The sequence below is a fragment of the Flavobacterium sp. GNP001 genome (assembly GCF_054343775.1).
The window spans coordinates 742993-763282 of record NZ_JBTGUX010000001.1 but is presented as its reverse complement, the minus strand read 5'-3'; the positions used below and the strand labels follow the sequence as shown (position 1 = coordinate 763282).

Genomic DNA, 20290 nt, shown 5'->3' with positions numbered 1-20290 from the left:
CTTTCTGTGAAGAAAGACCTTTGCATTATTATTGCAATTAAGCTTGACTTAAATTTTATTTGATAAAATCCCGCCAAATGCGGGATAAGCAACTCGCACACTTTTTTGCTCCGCAAAAAGTGGTTCTCTGCTTACATATTTCTGCGGTACTGTCCGCCTACTTCAAACAAAGCGGCTGTTATTTGCCCAAGCGAACATACTTTAGTTGCTTCCATCAAATGTTCAAATAAATTTTGGTTTTTAATGGCCGCTTCTTGAATATTGTTTAACTGTTCTTTTACTTTTTCTGGATGTAATTGGTGCAAGTTATTCAACATATCGATCTGATATTGTTTTTCTTCTTCGGTAGCACGAATTACTTCGGCAGGAATTACTGTTGGAGAACCTTTTGAACTCAAGAACGTATTTACTCCCACAATTGGGAATTCGCCAGTATGTTTTAGGGTTTCGTAATACAAACTTTCTTCTTGAATTTTACTACGCTGATACATTGTTTCCATAGCACCAAGAACGCCACCACGCTCTGTAATTCGGTCAAATTCTAACAATACCGCAGCCTCAACAAGATCTGTCAATTCTTCAATGATAAAAGCACCTTGAATAGGGTTTTCGTTTTTGGCTAGACCTAACTCTTTATTGATGATTAATTGAATAGCCATCGCACGACGTACTGATTCTTCCGTAGGCGTTGTAATTGCTTCGTCATATGCATTGGTATGCAATGAGTTACAGTTATCATAAATCGCATACAAAGCTTGTAAAGTCGTACGAATATCATTGAAATCAATTTCTTGTGCGTGCAATGAACGTCCTGAAGTTTGAATGTGGTATTTCAACATTTGTGCTCTCTCGTTCGCTCCGTATTTGTTTTTCATGGCTTTCGCCCAAATTTTACGTGCTACACGACCAATTACTGCATATTCTGGATCGACACCATTTGAGAAGAAAAACGATAAGTTTGGTCCGAAATCATTGATATTCATACCACGACTCAAGTAGTACTCTACGTAAGTGAATCCGTTAGACAAGGTAAATGCCAATTGCGTAATTGGATTTGCACCCGCCTCAGCAATGTGATATCCTGAGATAGAAACCGAGTAAAAATTACGAACGTTTTTAGCAATGAAATATTCTTGAACGTCACCCATTAATCGGAGGGCAAATTCAGTAGAAAAGATACAAGTGTTTTGTGCTTGATCTTCTTTTAAAATATCTGCTTGAACAGTTCCACGAACTTGTGATAAAGTTCTTGCTTTAATTTCGGAATATACATTTTGTGGTAAAACCTGATCACCAGTAACACCCAAAAGCATTAATCCCAAACCGTCATTACCAGCTGGCAATTCGCCTTGATATTTTGGTCTTGCTACACCTTTTTCTTTGTAGATCGCTTCAATTTTAGCGGTAACCTCAGCTTCTAAATCATGGGCTTTGATGTACAATTCGCACTGCTGATCAATAGCTGCATTCATAAAAAACCCAAGCAACATAGGTGCTGGGCCGTTAATGGTCATACTTACTGATGTCATAGCATGAACCAAATCAAAACCAGAGTATAATTTTTTAGCATCATCAAGACAACAGATTGATACTCCTGCATTTCCAATTTTTCCGTAAATATCAGGACGTACGTGAGGATCATTTCCGTACAATGTCACACTATCAAAAGCAGTAGACAAACGTTTTGCAGGCAATCCTGCGCTCACATAATGAAAACGTTTGTTGGTTCTTTCAGGTCCGCCTTCTCCAGCAAACATACGCGATGGATCTTCGCCTTCACGTTTAAAAGGATACAATCCAGCAGCGAAAGGGAATTCACCTGGTACATTTTCTTGCAACGACCAACGTAAAATATCACCCCAAGCTTGGTACTTTGGCAAAGCAATTTTTGGTATTTGCGTATGCGATAGCGACTCTGTATGCGTAGCCATTTTAATTTCGCGATCACGCACCTTGAAGGTATACACCGGATTTTTATATTTATCTACTTTCTCTTTCCATGTTAATATGATTTCCCAGTTGTAGGGATCTAAATTCATTTTCACACGATCAAATTCTTTCAATAACAACTGTAAAAAGAGTTGTGATTCTGGCTGACTAGCGCTCACAAAAGCATCATCAATTCCGGCTTTGTTTAAAACTAAAGTCGTATTCGAAACTGACTCCACCGTTTTGTAAATACCGTATAATTTTTGAGCTACCTCTACTTGAGAAAGTGCAGTTTCGTCATATTTTCGGTTATTCTCGGCAATTTCAGAAAGGTAACGCGTACGATGTGGCGGAATTACGAAAATTTTCTCGCTCATTTCGCGCGTAATCTGGAACGTCGATTTTAAGTCAGAATTTGTTTTCTCGTCTACTTTGTCCATGATGGCTTTGTAGAGCGTATTCATTCCTGGATCATTAAATTGCGAAGCAATAGTCCCAAAAACGGGTAGCGAATCTAAATCAGCATCCCATAAATTGTGGTTGCGCTGGTATTGTTTTTTAACATCGCGTAACGCATCAAGTGAACCTCGTTTGTCGAATTTATTGATTGCTACTAAATCAGCAAAATCAAGCATGTCGATTTTTTCTAATTGCGTAGCGGCACCAAATTCTGGTGTCATTACATATAAAGACACATCAGAGTGGTCCATGATTTCAGTATCAGACTGGCCGATTCCTGAAGTTTCTAAAATTATAATATCGTAGTTAGCTGCTTTGATTACTTGAATGGCATCGGCAACGTATTTTGACAAAGCCAAATTAGATTGACGTGTAGCCAAAGAGCGCATATAAACACGAGGATTATTTATAGCATTCATACGAATACGATCGCCTAAAAGTGCACCACCTGTTTTTCGTTTAGATGGGTCAACAGAAATTAAACCGATTGTTTTTTCAGGAAAATCAATCAAGAAACGACGCACTAATTCATCAACCAAAGATGATTTACCTGCACCACCTGTACCTGTGATTCCTAAAACGGGAGTAGTACTATTGGCGTTTTTTTCTTGAATTACTTCTAAAGTTTTAGCGGCAACTTCAGGGAAATTTTCGGCTGCAGAGATAATACGCGCTAATGCTGTTGGATTTTTAGACTCTAATTGCTCCAACTCATTAGTCAATTGATTACCTGTTGGGAAATCAGCTTTTTGAACTAAATCGTTTATCATTCCTTGTAATCCCATGGCACGCCCATCATCAGGTGCGTAAATGCGGGTAATTCCGTAAGCTTGTAATTCTGCAATTTCAGAAGGCAGGATTACACCACCACCACCACCAAATATTTTGATTTGACCCGCTCCCTTTTCTTGAAGTAAGTCATACATGTATTTAAAATACTCATTGTGACCACCTTGATAAGAGGTAATGGCAATAGCATTTGCATCTTCTTGAATGGCAGTATTCACAACCTCTTCGACACTGCGGTCGTGACCTAAGTGAATCACTTCGACACCGGTAGATTGGATAATTCGGCGCATGATATTGATTGCTGCATCATGGCCATCAAAAAGAGCTGCTGCCGTTACAATTCTTACTTTATTGTTAGGGATATATGGTATTTGTTGTTCCATTTTATGAATATGATAATTTAAGCCTGCAATTTACAATTTTATTTTAAAAAACTATTTGAAGTTGCATGATGTTATTCACAATCGAAGCAAAAAATAGCTATTCTAGACCCGATTGCAGCGGCATCCCTCGCTTTTTTGGGAGCGAGGATACAGCGGAAAGCGGGAGAAGCCGTCATTTGAAAACAAAAACGCCTGCTGCTTGTCAATAATTGGCTTTGTTTTTGCATTTGTTGTATTTTTACCAATGCCAGATGGCCAATTAATGTAACCGATTCTTTTTATGAAAAAAATTATAGTTTTAGCAGTCGCACTTTCGTTATCGAGTTGTGCCGAAATGCAGCAAGTGATGAGTCAATTTCCGCAAACACAAGGTATAGGCGGCGTGGATATTGCGGGTGGATTAAAAGAAGCGTTGAACAACGGAATTTCGAAACAAGTAAGCAAATTAACAGCAACTGACGGGTTTTATCGCAACGAGGCTGTGAAAATTTTACTTCCTACTGAATTGAGAAAAGTAGATGCGGGCTTGCGCAAAATTGGATTAAGTTCCTTGGCTGACGAGGGTTTAAAAGTTTTGAATCGTGCTGCAGAAGATGCCGTGAAACAAGCCACTCCAATTTTCGTAGACGCGGTGCGCAATATGAGTTTTGCCGATGCTAAAACTATTTTATTGGGCAACCAAAGCGCAGCAACAACTTACTTGCAAAATAGTACGAGTACAGCTTTGTACGGAAAATTCAATCCAGTGATAAAAAATTCATTTACTAAAGTAGGCGCTGATAAAGTTTGGGCTAATATTATTACCAAATACAACAGCATCCCGCTTGTGAATAAAGTGAATCCTGATTTGACAGACTATGTGACTAATCAAGCTTTGAACGGCGTATTTAAAATGGTGGCCGTTGAGGAGCAAAACATTAGAACCAATTTGAGCGCACGAACTTCTGTTTTGTTGCAACGTGTTTTTGCCTTGCAAGACAAAAAATAACTAGTCAACTTTTTTTTAAAACATATTTGGTTACCTCAGCGGTTTTTTAAACGAATTGATTGGGTTATTTTTGATACAATTAACTGAATTAAAGCACCGAAAACAATTCCTAATGCAAAAAATAACCTTACTCATACATTGTAAAGATCAAAAAGGCATCATTGCCGCTGTAACCAATTACATTGCCAGCATTGACGGCAATATTGTGTATTTAGACCAACATGTAGACGAGGACGAAGATGTTTTTTTTATGCGCATTGAATGCGAGTTTAAAGATCCGAATAATGATTTGAAGGCGCTAGAAAAAGATTTTGAGCAGCGATTGGCAGCGCCTTTCGAAATGACTTGGCAATTGTTTACCCAAGAGCAAAAACCAAAGATGGCAATTTTTGTATCCAAATACGATCATTGTTTGTATGATATTTTGGGGCGTTACCGAGCTAATGAGTTGCCGCTTGAAATTAGTGTAATCATTAGTAATCATAGAGAATTAGAACCCGTTGCGCAACAATTTGGGATTCCGTTTTACCATGTCCCTTTTACAAAAGAAATAAAAGAACAAGGCGAACAGCAACAGCTAGAAATACTCCACAAATACGAGATTGACTTTATTGTTTTGGCGCGCTACATGCAAATTATAACTCCAAACTTGATTGCGCGTTACAAAAACAGAATTATCAATATTCACCATTCATTTTTGCCTGCTTTTCCTGGTGCCAAGCCGTATCATTCTGCTTTTAAACGCGGTGTGAAAATTATTGGTGCCACCAGTCATTATGTGACCGAGGGGCTAGACGAAGGACCAATTATTGAGCAAGATATTGCGCGTGTATCGCATAGTCATTCTATTGAAGATTTTATAACTAAAGGTCGTGATGTAGAACGAATGGTATTGGCGCGAGCCGTAAAACTTCATGCAGAGCACAAGACGATGGTGTACAATAATAAGACAGTTGTGTTTCTATAATTAAAAAACAAAACACTGATTGTCAGTTTTTTAATCATTAAAAAAACTTAATCACACCGCGACTCAAAATCTTAACGAATGGTTCGCAAAGTAATAACAAAATCTTAACAACGATATTTCAACTTGTTGCCGACCTTTGTACAGTAATAAACTGGTTATTTATTATTTTGGTTTTGGTTAGTTAAAGATTTGCTCGCACAACTTGTGCGGGCATTTTTTTTTAGTGGGCTGTTTTAAGGAAAGAAAGCACCACATCATTAAAAATATTGGGCTGCTCCACGTTTACTACGTGTCCTGAATTTTGAACAACAAAAAGCTTGGATGACTTGTAATGACTTTCGACCACCTTACGAACTGACGGTAAAAACATATAATCCTCCTCGCCCATTACGTAAAGTGTTGGGATATTCAATTCCACTTGACGGAACCATTTGAGTACCGGATTTATCTCGGCCGTAAGCTTAAACCATTTGATAAATTCTTTTTGATACAATTTTTTTGCCTCATTGATAAAAAGTAGTCGCGATTGTTTGTGACTTTTCTTAGGCATGATCACAAAGGCGAAAAATTGATACAAAACCAAATATGGAAGCACATATTTGAACATATTACCTAATCGCATCAAAACTTGCGAGCGAAAATTCATTTTTAAAATAGCGCCTCCCAAAATCATACTTTGCACGCGCTCCGGATACATTTCGGCTAATTGCCTTATTAAAATAGTACCTAGTGATATACCAACAAAATGTGATTTCTTAATTTGTAAATGATCTAGAACTTCGAGTATGTCATTTGCCAAAGCAGAAAAGGTATACTTTTGTTTGAAGGCCGTTTTTAACGTTGTTTTTGATTCGCCGTGTCCGCGAAGATCTAAAAGTAAAACATTGTACTGCTTTTTAAAATCTCTAATTTGTTTGAACCAAATAGACGAACTCCCTCCTGCACCATGGACAAAAGTAACCCATTGGTCAGTTGAAGCATTGTTATATATGGTGTAACTAATCACGTGTTTTTTTTGGTAAAAATAGCACATTAAATCGAAATCTCAATCTTAACAAAAAATATTGCGAATTTTATAAAAGTAAGCCTTAAATTTGCAAAAAAATTGCACCCATGAAAGGATTATTGAAAGAGAAGCGTGAAATAGAAAAACTCATTGAAGAATACCAGTTCTTAGCCACTGTTAATTTTGACCTCTCCAAAATTGAATTGGAATCAAGTATATACCAAGAAGAATGCGTTCTAGAAGAATGTGAACTATAATTTTTGGTGTAACTTCATAAAATAATCAAACGCTTTAAGCAACCTGCTGCCGTACCAAGAAAACATTTCGCCATCTACGAATATCGTTTTGGCGTGGTGCGTATGTACACCAATTTCAAAAGCATGTTGCTCTGTGAAGGGAAAAGGCTCCGATGATAAAAATATAATGGCAGGATCACCTTCGGCACGAATCTTATTGATTTCTACTTCTGGATATCGGCCTCTGTCTTCGTATATATTTTCAAAATGATTCAGTTTAAGAAGTTCATTTATAAAGTTAGATCCGCCGGCTACCATATAAGGATCCTTCCAAATGAAATAAGCTACTTTTTTAATAGGTTTATCAGCAATAAAACTTTTGAAGTTTGCCAAAGCAAATTTTAACTTATCGTTCCATTTTTGAGCTTCGGTACGGGCATTGAAAAGTTGCCCAAAATCAGTAATCATTTGTAAATTGTCCTCGATAGTACAAATATCTGTAACCCAAACGGTGGCTATTTTCCGTAATTCGACCACCATCTCTTCGGTATTTTCCTCTTTGTTACAAATAATAATATCGGGTTGCAAAAGTTTTATTTTCTCGAAATGAACTTTTTTTGTACCACCAACAATTTTTTTGGTCGATTTAAAATGATAAGGATGCACACAAAATTTGGTAATCCCAACAATTTTTTCCTCTAAACCCAATTCATACAATAATTCTGTTTGCGAGGGCACAAGTGAAATAATACGCTGCGGAGCAGATTCAAAGGAATGAGAAATACCGAGTTGGTCAGAGTATGTTTTCATTAAAAGTCGGGAAATTAAAAAAAATTAAAAGTCCAAGTACTGCCTAGTTCGAAAATTTACCTTCTAAAATTACTTGCATTTCTTGCTGCATTTTAAGTGCTTCTGCACGAGCTTTTGCGGCAAAATCAAGTTCGTTGGATGCGTAGAGAATCGCTCGAGACGAATTTATTAGCAATCCCACTTGATCATTCATTCCGTGCGCGCACACTTCAGCTAGATTGCCACCTTGCGCACCTACTCCTGGAACTAATAAAAAACTGTCAGGTACAATTTTTCGAATTTCTGAAAAATAAGTGGCCTTTGTAGCACCTACCACATACATTAAATTTTTGCTGTTGGTCCAGTTTTTAGAGGTTTCTAAAACTTGTTGATACAATTCTGCTTCGGGAAGTTTTTCAGATTTGGAGTTTAACGTTTGAAAATCAAATGCACCTGTGTTTGAAGTTAAAGCCAAAAGTATAGTGTGCTTGTTTTCAAAAGCCAAAAAAGGCTCGACAGAATCTTTACCCATGTAAGGCGCCACGGTAACACTGTCAAAATTTAAATCTTCAAAAAATGCTTTGGCGTACATTGAAGAGGTATTTCCAATATCACCACGTTTAGCATCGGCAATGGTAAACAAATCTGGATAATTCTCGTTGATATAATTAATTGTTTTTTGAAGTGAAATCCAACCTTTTATTCCGTAAGCTTCATAAAAAGCCGTGTTTGGCTTGTAGGATACTGCTAAGTCGTGGGTTGCATCAATAATAGCCTTATTAAACTCAAAAATAGGATCTTCGAGTGCTAATAAATGTTGCGGAATTTTAGTCAAATCGACATCTAAACCAACGCAAAGAAAAGATTTTTTGAGTTGAATTTGTTCAAATAATTGTTGTGTAGTCATGTTGTTGTAGTTGTGCTGCAAAACTACAAACAAAGGAGCAAAATTTGCTATTGTACTGTAATAAAAAAACAAAACAAGTGAAAAAACATAGACAACAAGAGACCAAATAGTCTCCAGAGTTGAAAGCAAATTACCTAAAAGTGAAATATTAAAATTAGTAATAATACTACTAAAAATATCACAAAATTAACTTTTGTTCACTCTTTAGCAAAATAGATAAATCAATTATACTACCTAAGAAAACACATGCAATCACCTCATAATCAAAAACAAAATACATCATCATAACAAAATTGTTTGTAACTATCAAGCCTCTAACATGGCGTATACACTAAGAACTTTTTTTTGTGACGAACAACATTATTGTTAAAAGAACAGTTTTCATATCTTTACTACATTAAACAACAATTTTTATGAAAGTATATTTAAAATTCGATTATGTACAATTGACAAAAAAAATTGTTCAAGATAGACTGACCGAGCTGGGATATAAATTCAATATTATCGGATTCGGTGAATTTAATTTTTTAGAAAAAGTACCCACCTCGAAAATGGACGAACTCACTAGCGTTTTTAGAGAATACGGTATTGATATTGTAGAAAATCAAAAAAGCGTTTTGGTTCAAAAGATTAAAGATGCCATTATCGAGATGGTGCACAGCGAAAAACCCTTGCAAGTAAAAAGTTCGGTTTACATAGCTGATAAACTAAATTTGAGCTATGCCTATTTATCAAATGTTTTTTCGGAGGTTACGTATACCTCTATTGAAAACTTTATTATCATCCAAAAAATTGAATTGGCCAAACAGCTGATGATTAATACTCCTATGAATTTAACTGAAATTTCGATTCAACTGAATTATTCAAGTGTGGCTCACCTTAGTACGCAATTCAAACACACAACGGGAATGACACCCTCAGCCTTTCAAAAAATTATTCAAAAACGTAGAGCTTTAAGTACGAAAAACTCAATTTAAACAAAACAACGATGAATACTGACTTTATAAATATATGCCTTGCTGATGATGATGAAGACGACAGATTGTTTTTTACTGACGCCTTTGAAGAACTCAAAATGAAAACCAATGTAATGACATTTAACGATGGTGTTGAGCTGATGGACTACTTGAATCACGGCGATTCTATTTTGCCAAATGTGCTGTTTTTAGACTTGAATATGCCAAAAAAAAATGGTGTAGAATGTTTACTTGAGATCAAACAGAACGAAAAACTAAGTGATATCGCAATTGCCATTTACTCTACCTCATCCTCTGAAGAGCACATTGAAGAGACTTTTGTAAATGGAGCCAATATTTACATCAAAAAACCAAGTGACTTTGAAGATCTTAAAAAAATCCTATCAGAAGTTGTTACCATAAACTGGCAATATCATACTTCTGGATTAAATAAAGACAATTTTTTAATGCGTCTATAAAATGAAATACATTCAAATTCATAAATCACCCCTGTTTTAAAAATTATATTTACTGTCTCGGTGGCAGTTATATTTTTTATTGGCGGCATTACTTTTAAACACATTACTGTTTTAAAAAAATCATCCCACTTTGTAACCAATAGCCATGCGGTGAACACTGAATTAGAACGTTTAATATCCTACATGAAAGATGCTGAAACTGGGCAGCGAGGATATTTATTATCTAAAGACACCGCATTTTTAACACCTTACAATAATTCGAAAGAACTGATTAAAAATTCATTCAACGAATTATCAAAACTCACCAAAAACAGTCGAACGCAACAGGCCAATTTAAAAAAACTTCTTTTTTACATAAATAAAAAACAAAATTACCTTTCGAAAAACATTTATATAACCCAGCAAAAAAACTATAAAGAAGCAGATTTAAGCTATAACTTAACCATCGGTAGACAAGCCATGGACTCTATTCGCAAAAAAATAGACGAAATGATTACTACTCAGAAAATCCTTTTAACCAATAGACAACAGGATTATGATTCAACTATGAGTTATACGCCATTGTTAATATATCTTACATTACTTTTTACCTTAGTTTTGATTACCATTGCTTTTGTTAAAATGAATCGTGACCTAGTATTACTTAAAAACACCATTAATACCTTGACCGTAGCCAATGAAGCTAGCAATTTAGCCGAAATTGTGGGAGGGTTTGGTAGCTGGCAATATAACATCGATAGCGGAAAATTTACTTTTTCTGATAATGAATACCGTCTTTTAGGTTGTGCACCACAGTCTTTCGAAGCGAGTTCTGAGGAATTTTACAAATTCGTTCACCCAGAAGATTTACAATATGTCATAGAAAGTTCTAAAAGCGTACAGGAGAAAACCAATTTAAATCCATTTACTTATCGCATAATTCGCAAGGATGGAGAAATTCGATACTTTAAAGCCTCGGGCCGTGTGGTTACCGTTGCCTCAGGAGAACGCACACACATTGGTACTACTAGTGATGTAACGGAACAAGTATACGCACAAAATTACATTGAGGAACGAAACAGAGAACTTGAAAACAACAATAAAGAATTAACCGCTTTTAATTATATCGCAAGTCATGACTTGCAAGAACCTCTGCGCAAAATAGAAACCTTCTTATCTCGATTAATAAGTAAGGACTATGAAAACATGTCTAAATCTGGGCAACAATATGTTAATAGCATACAAGCTTCGGCAAAAAGAATGCGTATGCTCATTGAAGATTTATTACAGTTCTCTCGAACTAATAAAGCGGAGAAGGTTTTTGAACAAGCTGATTTAAATGAACTTTTAGATCATGTAAAACAAGAACTTGTTCAAGTAATTGATGATAAAAAAGGAACAATTGAAAGCGAGAACTTACCTAGTTTGAATGTCATTCCGTTTCAAATTCAGCAATTATTCACCAACTTGATAAATAATTCCTTGAAATATAGTAAAACGGATGTACCGCCAATTATCACTATCAAATCTAAGTTAGTTAGTGCCTTAGACGAAGAATTGTTACCTCACAATACACTCGCTCATTACCATAAAATCATATTTACTGATAATGGTATCGGATTTGAACAAGAGTATGCTAAAAAGATATTCATTCTTTTTAATCGATTACACAACAAAAACGAATACGATGGTACTGGAATAGGTTTAGCTATTTGTAAAAAAATTGCCGACAACCACAAAGGATATTTATTTGCCAAAGGTGAGTTGGGTGTGGGAGCCACTTTTACCCTATTTTTACCCGCAGTATAAATCAAAATTTAAAATATACCTAATTACAGCAGTTCGACTTTTAAAGTCTAACTGCTGTTTTTTTTGTGGCCTTACTTGACATTTTCAAAAATCATTACTGCTGCAAATAGTGATATTATGTAACACCTTTCATGAAAAAATTTTAATTGCATTAAAATGAAAAATTATCAATAACACATTAACAATAAAGGATTTAAAAACTATTTCCCCATCAAAAAAAACTACAAGACAAGTATTTAACTAGATCATAAAAATCTATGTAACTAATAACATCTGTAAATTCTATAACAAATCAATAAATTGATGTAACACGCAATTAGTGAAGTGATCGCATCTTTGTAAAAACAAAACAACACATTAAACTACAAACGATATGAAAAACTTAAAACGCATTTTAGCAGGAGTATCGCAAATACAAGCACAATTAACCTAAAAACATAAAGTCATGCAAAATTTATTATACGTAGCAGCAGTAGTATTAGTTATACTATGGGCATTAGGATTCTTCGTTTACAGCGCAGGAGGAATCATTCACGTTCTATTAGTAATTGCATTAATTGCAATTTTATTAAGAGTAATTAAAGGATAACAATCATAAAAACTATATATCATGAAAAATAGCAATTTAGCAGTAGGAATATTAGGTGGACTAGCCGTAGGAACCGTTTTGGGAATTTTATTTGCACCTGCAAAAGGTAGCGAGACACGCAAAAAAATCGTGGATAAAAGCACCGATTTAAAAGACAAAGTTGTTGAAACAACTGGAAAATTCTCAGATAAAATTTCACAAACTGTGCAAGATTTCAAAAGAGAATCACAAGAACTTTTAGGACATACGAAAGAGATCATGAAAGAAGAGGTTCAAAATTTTGATCATCTAGCTGCCATTAACAAGCAAAAATAAGAGATCAATTCAGTACAATTCACACTATCACAAGTAGTGTGAATTTTGCTGTTTAAACCAGTAGCATAATTGCTTTTTTTTACTGATTGTCCTTTAAAAACAAATACACAAAATAAAAAAAAATACCATTTCTGCTAAACAACCACTAATAAAAAACCAACCAAAACACAAGCCATTGCAAACACTCGATTGACAGTGTAAATCAAAAGCATCAAAACATTGTTCAGTGCAAGGAATACTGATCCCATATAAGAAATACAAAATGAAAAATGCAGCAAAACTTATAGTACTTCTTACCCTATGCTTCACTATATTTTCGTGTAAAAGTGAGGCTGAAAAAAAGGTAGAAATCGTAACTAATAATTATGTACGATTTGTAGACTCTGTTACTTCTAGAAATAAAGCAGATGCAAAAGCAAATTGGAATAAAATTGAAACGGCTTTTGAAAAAAAGACCATTGAACTCAATTTTAAAATGGATAATTTAGAAGATTCTAAAAACTTAGGCGTCAAAATGGATTCTGCTACCAAAAAATACAAATCCTTTAAGCAAGCACTATTTGGTTTCGCTATCGAAGCTGATACTAGTTTGTTCATTGAATGATAAAAAGGTATTATTAATTCAAAAAAAATACCGTGTCCAAAAGGCACGGTATTTTTTATTTTTAAAAAGAAATTGAAATTTAAAAAACTTCGCTCGCTTCTTTTAATTTTTCCATATTGTTCACCAATTGCAATTCGTCAACAATTTTTTGAATATCCCCATTCATGATATTACCCAAATCATAAAGGGTCAAGCCCACACGGTGGTCTGTCACACGTCCTTGCGCATAGTTATACGTTCTAATTTTAGCCGAACGGTCACCCGAACTTACCTGCGAAGTACGTTTAGAGGCATCTTCAGCTTGCTTTTTAGCTAATTCCTGCTCGTATAAACGAGAACGCAATACACCAAAAGCTTTATCTTTATTTTTGTGTTGTGATTTTTGATCCTGACACTGAGCCACTAATCCTGTAGGAATGTGCGTTAAACGTACAGCCGATTTAGTCGTGTTTACAGATTGTCCTCCAGGTCCTGACGAACAAAAGAAATCAACACGTACATCGTTCATATCAATATGCACATCAAATTCCTCTGCTTCTGGCAAAACCATAACCGTTGCTGCTGATGTGTGCACACGACCTTGCGTTTCCGTTTGCGGCACACGTTGTACACGGTGTACACCTGCTTCAAACTTCAAAGTACCGTAAACATCTTCACCAGTAACTTCAAAAATCACCTCTTTAAATCCGCCCGAAGTTCCTTCGTTCATATCCACTACTGATGTTCTCCAACCTTGATTTTCACAGTATTTAGTGTACATACGGAACAAATCACCTGCAAAAATGCTGGCTTCGTCACCACCTGTACCGGCACGAATCTCCACCATCACGTTCTTAGCATCTTCCGGATCTTTAGGGATCAACATGAATTTGATCTCTTCTTCAAGTACTGGCAAACGTTCTTTAGCTTCTTCTAGTTGCATTTTGGCCATTTCGGTCATATCAGCATCACTATTATCAGCTATAATTTCGTTGGCTTCGTCAATGTTAGCCATTAACAAAACGTATTCATCGCGTTTTTCGGCCAACGCCTTTAAACTTTTATACTCTTGATTCAATTGCACATAACGCTTTTGATCCGAGATTACATCCGGTTGAATAATCAAATCCGAAATCTCATCAAAACGCTGTTTTACTATTTGCAGTCTATCTAACATTTTCTTAGTCCTTTATTTAGGGTGCAAAATTACGAAAAAAGTATTCAGTTTGCAAGGCTCGTTTTTGGCGTATTCTTAATCTACCTAAATCTTTATCAGCACAAAGCTCCTAGTAATACAAACAACCCTACGATAGCAATTTTCAACAGTAAAACAGTGCACATTTAAAGTTTTTTTTTAGGAGCTATTCCTGCTGTCCGCTGTATTCCCGATAAATAAAAACTACGGCAAAAAGCCTTGTTTTTATAATCGGGAGATGCCGCTTCCATCAGGGCTAGGGCTGTTGTGTTAAAAAAGGACGTTTACGGTTTTTCAAAAAAATCATAAGAAAAGAGAAACCTACTACAAAAGTACGTTTTTATCAGCTTTTTCGGAAATAAATTATATATTTGAATTAACTAGGAAATCGAAACTAACTAACTTTTATCAAACCGAATATAGGGAGATTGGATAAATGAAGTAGGATATAAACAAGTTGGACAACATTTTAAAGAAAACTATGCAATTAACAGAAATTATTTTAGAAGTTTTAATTTTACTTTGTGGTCTATATTTAGCTTTATTCAAAAGCTATTTTACAGAAAAAGGAAAGAACCTAGCTACCCTTGAAGACATTGAAGATATTACCAAAAAAGTAGAAGAAGTAAAATCTGAAATTCAAAAACAACAATTAGTTGAAAAGCAAAAAAGAGATTTAAAATATAATGCTTTATTAAATTCTTTAACTTTAATTGACGCACATTATTCTCAATTATTAGCTCCAGGTCCAGGTCAGAAAATAAAAAAACAACATGCAACCACAGAAGAAGCCAGAAGATGTCATAATGACTTAATACTTACTTCGGAAAATATTGAATTAATTGAAATGTTTTGTTTAATAATGTTTGGCAATAATAATATTGTTAATATCCCCCCTACAACACTTCTAAATAAATTCAGAAATATGATAAGAAAAGAGCTGGGCTTTGGGGATGAAATACCACTTAATGAAGAAATTGCTTGGTTTGGTTACTTTAGTGGCGAAGAAGAATAAACATCGCTTAACCGCCGTTCGATAACTTTATAAAAAGAAAAAAAAATGACCTAATTTATCTTATTTATAATGATAATAATGACAATTACTTATTTCATTGAAAAAAACAAGTCCGAAAAGACTGTAACAATGACAAGTGCAATTGTCCAACCAAAAAAAATTAATTGAAAAGCCAATTGAAATCCATTTAAAAGAGGAAAAAGTACTTTACAAAAGTAAAGAAACAAGAGCTTTTAATATGAAAGGAATGTTTTATCAAAACTTAAACCCCAAAATTCATAATGGTGGATTTATAGGTTATGTAAAAACTGGCAATACTTCGCAAGAATATGTGTGCCGTAGAAATTTATAACCAGGCAGGCGAAGTCTTTGAATTCCAAACTCGCGCACGAGCGTCTCACTCGTGATGCTGGTTGTGGATTGATTTAATTTTGGTTTGTGGTAGTGTTTAAAATTAGAGTAAGTTAAAATATAGATTATGTTCACGAGCGAGACGCTCGCGCGAGCTAAGTGATATTTTATCCAAACAAAACTAAAAATAAAACGAACAAAGAAAACAGAAAACAAAAACAATGAGAAAATTACTTTTGAGCATTTCATATCTATTAATCTTTTCAAATTGTTCTAATTCAAATGATTTAGAAACAAAAACATATAAAGGATTATGGAAAATAAACAGCATTACACCAGAAATTCCATCAGATCCAAATCAGCCTGATTGTAGAATGATGAATGATCAAATATTTTTTAATGATTTAAATAATATGATATGGAGTTATCCTAAACCAGATCAAAATGGAAGCTACAAACAACCTTGTCAATCAGGATTTTTACAAGAAATATATGATTTTAAAGACGTGAACGGGTCGTTAAAAATATATGAAAGAAATACAGCAATAGAAAAAAATTGGAAAATTGAATTGAATAATGGTTTCCTTAAAATTACAAGAGGTGATGTAGTAACTGAATACAAAAGATCAAACTCTTAAAAAAACATCCTTAGCTCGCGCGTGCTAAGGTGATAACGTTAGCGGTAATTTTGAATCCATAAAATCATGAAAAAATTCATATTATATACATTATTGACATTTAGCACTAGTTTTTACTCACAAGACTTCGACAGGGGATTTTTGGAGGAGAATAACAGAATAAAACTATTGGAAGAGTTATCTCAACTTTCAGGAATCAAAATTGACAAAATGAATGTTGTAGTCGTTAATTTTTATACCATGCCAAAAACAGAACCAAATGGTTCGTGCATTGACTATTACACTAATAATTACGGATATTTAAAATTCATAAAAAAGAACAAGAATATTGTTCAGTTTTTTATAACAGAACGATCATATGTTTACAGTAGAAAAAATGTATTAGAAGATAAAAATGACGAAATAAAAAAAATGTTATTCGAAAAAGCAAAGTCATGCGGTAACTACATTGTTATCAAACCAACTGGAGAATTCACTAGAAAATTTGGCGAATATAGACAAGACGAAATTCCGAAGTTAATTAAACAATAATAATAAAACTGCCGGTAACAGCCATTTCCCCCGCTAGGCGAAGTCTCCTGACTTCGCCTTTTTATTTACTGATTTGTTAGGAGGAAAAGTGTCCTCAACAACACAAAAGCAGCTTGTTATTGAGCTGCTTTTGTGCTTTATCAAAACCGCCACTCGCCTTCTGAAATAGCGCAACGCCTGTTTAGCCCCGATAGCAGTGAAAATCCTTTGCTGCCGGGGTTTGGCAGTAAAGATTGTAACGGATGGCGGGAATGGGAGTGTAATGAAAACCGAACTTCTGCTACCTAAAAAATAAAGCAAAAAATTGAGGACCGCTTAAAAATGCCCTGTTAGGTGAAGTTCTCCGCCTTCGAATTCATTTGTCCTATTTTAGTTAAATCGTTTATCAATCTGATATTAAAACCAACAAATACCTTGGCAAAACTTCAGATAAAGTTGATGCTTGGTATTTAATTCACCCGACTATAATTGATTAACAGACTAAAGTTCTACTTTATAAAATACCGATAGTAGTTTAGCATCATTAGTTAGTCTATCTTTGCCTTTCAATTTTATAAAAGCAAATAAGATAATGGTGCAAAAAGAGGATATGAAAGCAAATGAAGAGCAAGCACTATTAAAAGAAACGAACAATAATTTAGCGCAACAAATTATGGAAACAGAACAGCAAAAGCGCGAATTACAAACACTCAATGACTTACTAAAAAAGCAAAGCGCCGAGAATGCCGAATTAGCTCATCAACTCCAAATTGCCAACCAAGAGCTTATTATTCAAAATATTGAAAAAGAAAAAAGAGCGCAGGAATTACTCCTAGCCAATAAAGAATTAGCTTTTCAAAATCAAGAAAAAGAAAAAAGAGCGCAAGAATTACTCATAGCCAATAAAGAACTGGCGTATCAAAATCAAGAAAAACAAAACAGAGCAAACGAATTGGCGCTTGCAAATATCGAACTCCAATATCAAAACGAGGAAAAGCAAAAACGAGCTGAAGAGCTTGCTATTGCTAATACCGAATTGGAGTTTCAAAATCAAGAAAAGGAAAAAAGAGCCAATGAACTCCTGCTGGCTAACAAAGAAATTGAATCCTTTACCTACATATCCAGCCACGATTTACAGGAACCACTGCGCAAAATTCAATCCTTCTCAGGGCGTATTTTTGTTGAAGAATACGATAATCTATCTGCAATGGGGAAATATTATGTGGAGCGAACCAAGCTTTCGGCTCTACACATGCAGACTTTAATTAATGACCTACTTGCCTATTCTAGAACAAGCACCACACAGCGCAAGTTTGTGTCTTGCAACCTCAAGGAAATTGTAGACGAAGCAATGGCCATGCTCAAGGAGGATTTAGCTGAAAAGAAAGCAGTAATTGAAATTGCTAACGCAGAGAACATTACTATCATACCGTTTCAATTCCGTCAACTAATACAGAACATCATCAGTAATTCGTTAAAATTTTGTCCTTCATCAAGAACACCAATTGTAAAAATCGATAGTAAACTAATCACTTTCGATGCAACTCAGCCTGATAAAATGATGCTGAATACCAATTACCATATGATAACCATCACTGATAACGGAATTGGTTTTGAAAAACAATATAAGGACAAAATTTTTGAAATTTTTCAACGCCTTCATGATCGCAAAGAATACGAAGGAACAGGTATTGGCTTAACCATTGCCCGCAAAATCGTTGAAAATCATGGCGGAAAAATCACTGCCGAATCTGACATAAATGAAGGATCTACTTTTCACATTTACTTACCGGAATTGCAGTAGAACATCAAATCATGTTCAGTGCTAGGGCGGGAAATGGTAACTAAATTTTAGGTCTCAAGCTGATTAAAATAACTAAATTTCTATAAGTATTTTCGGAAATAAATATTATATTTGAAAAAGAGTATATTTCATTATATCTACTTGTTGATTCGATATTCTGATTTATTTAAAACTATAAGTTTTTATCGAAATGCAAATTAATATATGAAAAATTTATCTTTTTTGTTTTGTCTTTTAGCATTACAAACCTTGTATTCACAACAAATTTACACATTTGATTATGAAATTACGTACCAATACAATTACGCAACTAAAAACTATAATGATATCAGAAGCTACTTAATCAACTCCAGGGACAATAGCTATTTTGCCGTAAAAATTCCAATTCGCAAAAACAAATACAAACTTATACTACAAGATTACAATGGTCTTAGAGCAGAACAAGTTTTCAAATTAGAAGAATTTGAAAAACCGAGTTTACTAATATCTCTTTTTAATGCTGCTTCTTTTACTAACAAACACAAAAACATAATTAATGACTATGATTTCAAAAATCATGATGACACCATAATTGATGGAAATCGCTTAAAAAATATCCGCTTATCTGCTACAAATAAAAAACTGAAGGAAAATAAAAATATAGGTCAAAAAATATATTTAGTTGATCCTAAATTCAATTTTTTGCCTCTCTTGGATTTGTCAACTGAATATGAAATTTGGAAAGCTCGTACAAATTTTCCTAACGGATTGCTAATGCGATCTTATTTTTTAGGTTCGGATAATAAGGTTATCAATTCATTTATTTTTAAAGAGATAATCCAGCGTAATTTTACTGTTAATTATTATAATTACATACCTAAGAAAAATTGACACATTAATATCCAATCCTAAAAAGAAATTGAAAAATTAAAAAATGGACATTTTTATAGAACTCTACATAAGAAAAATGTGAACCTGCTAACCTAATGCCTGTGGCACACCTTAGATTGAGTGCTTAACTTAAATCAAGTAAGATGCCAATCATTTGAAAGGTTTCTTGTTTGTGCAAAAACATAATAAATTAAGATTTTTTCCGTTAATTGTTTTAACCCGATTTTGTCCCTCATCAAGAACCTGAAAATTAAAATCCGATTGTAAACTAGTCACTTTCGATGCTTCTCAACCTGATTAAATGGTTCTAAACACCAATTACCATCACATTACAATCACCGATAATGGAATTGGTTTTGAAAAACAATACAAGGACAAAATTTTTGAAATTTTTCAACGCCTTCATGATCGCAAAGAATACGAAGGAACCGTTATTGGCTTAACCATTGCCCGCAAAATCATTGAAAATCATGGCGGAAAAATCACTGCCGAATCTGACATAAATGAAGGATCTACTTTTCACATTTACTTACCTGAATTGCAATAGCATCCTCTCAAAAAGATACGTCTGGAATAGCCCTGATGGAAGCGGCATCCTTTTTAGAAATTTAGGCTGGAAGCTTTTCAAAGGATTCCTGCATAAATTTCTAAAAAAATACAGCGGACAGCAGGACTACACGGTCATGAAAAAACGAACTCTTTTACTCCTAAATCTTTTTCTAAAAATTGTCGTTCGTAATTACT

Annotated in this window: 21 protein-coding genes; 16 read left to right on the top strand and 5 right to left on the bottom strand. The window is 34.5% G+C overall.

The features are described from left to right. Nucleotides 1-131 precede the first annotated feature (131 nt). Nucleotides 132-3560: a methylmalonyl-CoA mutase family protein gene (locus tag ACXX8U_RS03160; protein ID WP_458564572.1), complete on the bottom strand. Its 3429-nt coding sequence runs from the start codon at nt 3558-3560 to the stop codon at nt 132-134. 280 nt (nt 3561-3840) lie between these two features. On the opposite strand from ACXX8U_RS03160, the gene ACXX8U_RS03155 reads away from it, so the two are divergent. Both ACXX8U_RS03155 and purU read left to right on the top strand, forming a co-directional pair. Next, nucleotides 3841-4548 carry a DUF4197 domain-containing protein gene (locus ACXX8U_RS03155; protein WP_458564571.1) on the top strand — a complete coding sequence of 236 codons (708 nt, stop codon included), beginning with the start codon at nt 3841-3843 and terminating at the stop codon, nt 4546-4548. Between the two features lie 112 nt (nt 4549-4660). Next, a complete protein-coding gene (gene purU / locus ACXX8U_RS03150) occupies nt 4661-5515 on the top strand; it encodes a formyltetrahydrofolate deformylase (RefSeq protein ID WP_458564570.1) in 855 nt (284 codons plus the stop codon). Nucleotides 5516-5735: 220 nt separating this feature from the next. On the opposite strand, the gene ACXX8U_RS03145 is transcribed toward purU, so the two are convergent. Next, entirely contained in the window at nt 5736-6521 is a 786-nt protein-coding gene (locus ACXX8U_RS03145; RefSeq protein ID WP_210788696.1) for an alpha/beta fold hydrolase, read from the bottom strand. Between the two features lie 107 nt (nt 6522-6628). On the opposite strand from ACXX8U_RS03145, the gene ACXX8U_RS03140 reads away from it, so the two are divergent. Next, nucleotides 6629-6778, top strand: coding sequence for a hypothetical protein (locus tag ACXX8U_RS03140; RefSeq protein WP_210788697.1), 150 nt, complete (start codon nt 6629-6631; stop codon nt 6776-6778). On the opposite strand, the gene ACXX8U_RS03135 is transcribed toward ACXX8U_RS03140, so the two are convergent. Both ACXX8U_RS03135 and pyrF read right to left on the bottom strand, forming a co-directional pair. Further along, complete coding sequence (locus tag ACXX8U_RS03135) at nt 6773-7567, bottom strand: ABC transporter substrate-binding protein (RefSeq protein ID WP_458564569.1); 795 nt, start codon at nt 7565-7567, stop codon at nt 6773-6775. The two genes, ACXX8U_RS03140 and ACXX8U_RS03135, sit on opposite strands and share 6 nt — an antisense overlap. Nucleotides 7568-7610: 43 nt before the next feature. Beyond that, nucleotides 7611-8453 carry an orotidine-5'-phosphate decarboxylase gene (pyrF, locus tag ACXX8U_RS03130; RefSeq protein WP_458564568.1) on the bottom strand — a complete coding sequence of 281 codons (843 nt, stop codon included), beginning with the start codon at nt 8451-8453 and terminating at the stop codon, nt 7611-7613. 413 nt (nt 8454-8866) lie between these two features. Between pyrF and ACXX8U_RS03125 the strand changes: the two genes are divergently transcribed. The 6 genes from ACXX8U_RS03125 (at nt 8867) to ACXX8U_RS03100 (ending at nt 13184) form a co-directional block, all read left to right on the top strand. Beyond that, complete coding sequence (locus ACXX8U_RS03125; protein WP_236363875.1) at nt 8867-9430, top strand: helix-turn-helix domain-containing protein; 564 nt, start codon at nt 8867-8869, stop codon at nt 9428-9430. A gap of 11 nt (nt 9431-9441) precedes the next feature. Next, nucleotides 9442-9888, top strand: coding sequence for a response regulator (locus tag ACXX8U_RS03120; protein WP_166136824.1), 447 nt, complete (start codon nt 9442-9444; stop codon nt 9886-9888). 60 nt (nt 9889-9948) lie between these two features. Next, entirely contained in the window at nt 9949-11676 is a 1728-nt protein-coding gene (locus ACXX8U_RS03115) for a sensor histidine kinase (RefSeq protein ID WP_458564567.1), read from the top strand. A gap of 445 nt (nt 11677-12121) precedes the next feature. Next, entirely contained in the window at nt 12122-12265 is a 144-nt protein-coding gene (locus tag ACXX8U_RS03110) for a lmo0937 family membrane protein (RefSeq protein WP_236363871.1), read from the top strand. A 21-nt stretch (nt 12266-12286) separates the two neighbouring features. Next, complete coding sequence (locus tag ACXX8U_RS03105) at nt 12287-12580, top strand: YtxH domain-containing protein (protein WP_458564566.1); 294 nt, start codon at nt 12287-12289, stop codon at nt 12578-12580. Between the two features lie 262 nt (nt 12581-12842). Beyond that, nucleotides 12843-13184 carry a hypothetical protein gene (locus ACXX8U_RS03100; protein WP_458564565.1) on the top strand — a complete coding sequence of 114 codons (342 nt, stop codon included), beginning with the start codon at nt 12843-12845 and terminating at the stop codon, nt 13182-13184. A 79-nt stretch (nt 13185-13263) separates the two neighbouring features. Here ACXX8U_RS03100 and prfA read toward each other — a convergent pair whose 3' ends face one another. Next, the gene (gene prfA, locus ACXX8U_RS03095; protein ID WP_210788706.1) at nt 13264-14340 is read right to left on the bottom strand and encodes a peptide chain release factor 1; all 1077 of its coding nucleotides are present in this window, start codon (nt 14338-14340) and stop codon (nt 13264-13266) included. A 499-nt stretch (nt 14341-14839) separates the two neighbouring features. On the opposite strand from prfA, the gene ACXX8U_RS03090 reads away from it, so the two are divergent. From ACXX8U_RS03090 to ACXX8U_RS03060, 7 genes are all read left to right on the top strand, one after another. Continuing rightward, the gene (locus tag ACXX8U_RS03090; protein ID WP_458564564.1) at nt 14840-15373 is read left to right on the top strand and encodes a hypothetical protein; all 534 of its coding nucleotides are present in this window, start codon (nt 14840-14842) and stop codon (nt 15371-15373) included. Between the two features lie 142 nt (nt 15374-15515). After that, entirely contained in the window at nt 15516-15725 is a 210-nt protein-coding gene (locus tag ACXX8U_RS03085; RefSeq protein ID WP_458564563.1) for a hypothetical protein, read from the top strand. 220 nt (nt 15726-15945) lie between these two features. Beyond that, nucleotides 15946-16362, top strand: a complete 417-nt coding sequence (locus ACXX8U_RS03080; protein WP_458564562.1) for a hypothetical protein — start codon at nt 15946-15948, stop codon at nt 16360-16362. Nucleotides 16363-16428: 66 nt separating this feature from the next. After that, the gene (locus tag ACXX8U_RS03075) at nt 16429-16893 is read left to right on the top strand and encodes a hypothetical protein (RefSeq protein ID WP_458564561.1); all 465 of its coding nucleotides are present in this window, start codon (nt 16429-16431) and stop codon (nt 16891-16893) included. A gap of 571 nt (nt 16894-17464) precedes the next feature. Further along, nucleotides 17465-18676: a sensor histidine kinase gene (locus tag ACXX8U_RS03070; RefSeq protein WP_458564560.1), complete on the top strand. Its 1212-nt coding sequence runs from the start codon at nt 17465-17467 to the stop codon at nt 18674-18676. A 204-nt stretch (nt 18677-18880) separates the two neighbouring features. Beyond that, nucleotides 18881-19546: a hypothetical protein gene (locus ACXX8U_RS03065; protein ID WP_458564559.1), complete on the top strand. Its 666-nt coding sequence runs from the start codon at nt 18881-18883 to the stop codon at nt 19544-19546. Nucleotides 19547-19847: 301 nt separating this feature from the next. Continuing rightward, nucleotides 19848-20093, top strand: coding sequence for a sensor histidine kinase (locus tag ACXX8U_RS03060; RefSeq protein WP_458564558.1), 246 nt, complete (start codon nt 19848-19850; stop codon nt 20091-20093). The last annotated feature ends 197 nt before the right edge of the window (nt 20094-20290 follow it).

Bases quoted from the DNA above. Each gene is read 5' to 3' on its own strand.
- ACXX8U_RS03160 (WP_458564572.1), bottom strand. From the start codon at position 3,560: ATGGAACAACAAATACCATATATCCCTAACAATAAAGTAAGAATTGTA.
- ACXX8U_RS03155 (WP_458564571.1), top strand. From the start codon at position 3,841: ATGAAAAAAATTATAGTTTTAGCAGTCGCACTTTCGTTATCGAGTTGT.
- purU (WP_458564570.1), top strand. From the start codon at position 4,661: ATGCAAAAAATAACCTTACTCATACATTGTAAAGATCAAAAAGGCATC.
- ACXX8U_RS03140 (WP_210788697.1), top strand. From the start codon at position 6,629: ATGAAAGGATTATTGAAAGAGAAGCGTGAAATAGAAAAACTCATTGAA.
- ACXX8U_RS03135 (WP_458564569.1), bottom strand. From the start codon at position 7,567: ATGAAAACATACTCTGACCAACTCGGTATTTCTCATTCCTTTGAATCT.
- pyrF (WP_458564568.1), bottom strand. From the start codon at position 8,453: ATGACTACACAACAATTATTTGAACAAATTCAACTCAAAAAATCTTTT.
- ACXX8U_RS03125 (WP_236363875.1), top strand. From the start codon at position 8,867: ATGAAAGTATATTTAAAATTCGATTATGTACAATTGACAAAAAAAATT.
- ACXX8U_RS03120 (WP_166136824.1), top strand. From the start codon at position 9,442: ATGAATACTGACTTTATAAATATATGCCTTGCTGATGATGATGAAGAC.
- ACXX8U_RS03110 (WP_236363871.1), top strand. From the start codon at position 12,122: ATGCAAAATTTATTATACGTAGCAGCAGTAGTATTAGTTATACTATGG.
- ACXX8U_RS03105 (WP_458564566.1), top strand. From the start codon at position 12,287: ATGAAAAATAGCAATTTAGCAGTAGGAATATTAGGTGGACTAGCCGTA.
- ACXX8U_RS03100 (WP_458564565.1), top strand. From the start codon at position 12,843: ATGAAAAATGCAGCAAAACTTATAGTACTTCTTACCCTATGCTTCACT.
- prfA (WP_210788706.1), bottom strand. From the start codon at position 14,340: ATGTTAGATAGACTGCAAATAGTAAAACAGCGTTTTGATGAGATTTCG.
- ACXX8U_RS03090 (WP_458564564.1), top strand. From the start codon at position 14,840: ATGCAATTAACAGAAATTATTTTAGAAGTTTTAATTTTACTTTGTGGT.
- ACXX8U_RS03080 (WP_458564562.1), top strand. From the start codon at position 15,946: ATGAGAAAATTACTTTTGAGCATTTCATATCTATTAATCTTTTCAAAT.
- ACXX8U_RS03075 (WP_458564561.1), top strand. From the start codon at position 16,429: ATGAAAAAATTCATATTATATACATTATTGACATTTAGCACTAGTTTT.
- ACXX8U_RS03070 (WP_458564560.1), top strand. From the start codon at position 17,465: ATGGTGCAAAAAGAGGATATGAAAGCAAATGAAGAGCAAGCACTATTA.
- ACXX8U_RS03065 (WP_458564559.1), top strand. From the start codon at position 18,881: ATGAAAAATTTATCTTTTTTGTTTTGTCTTTTAGCATTACAAACCTTG.
- ACXX8U_RS03060 (WP_458564558.1), top strand. From the start codon at position 19,848: ATGGTTCTAAACACCAATTACCATCACATTACAATCACCGATAATGGA.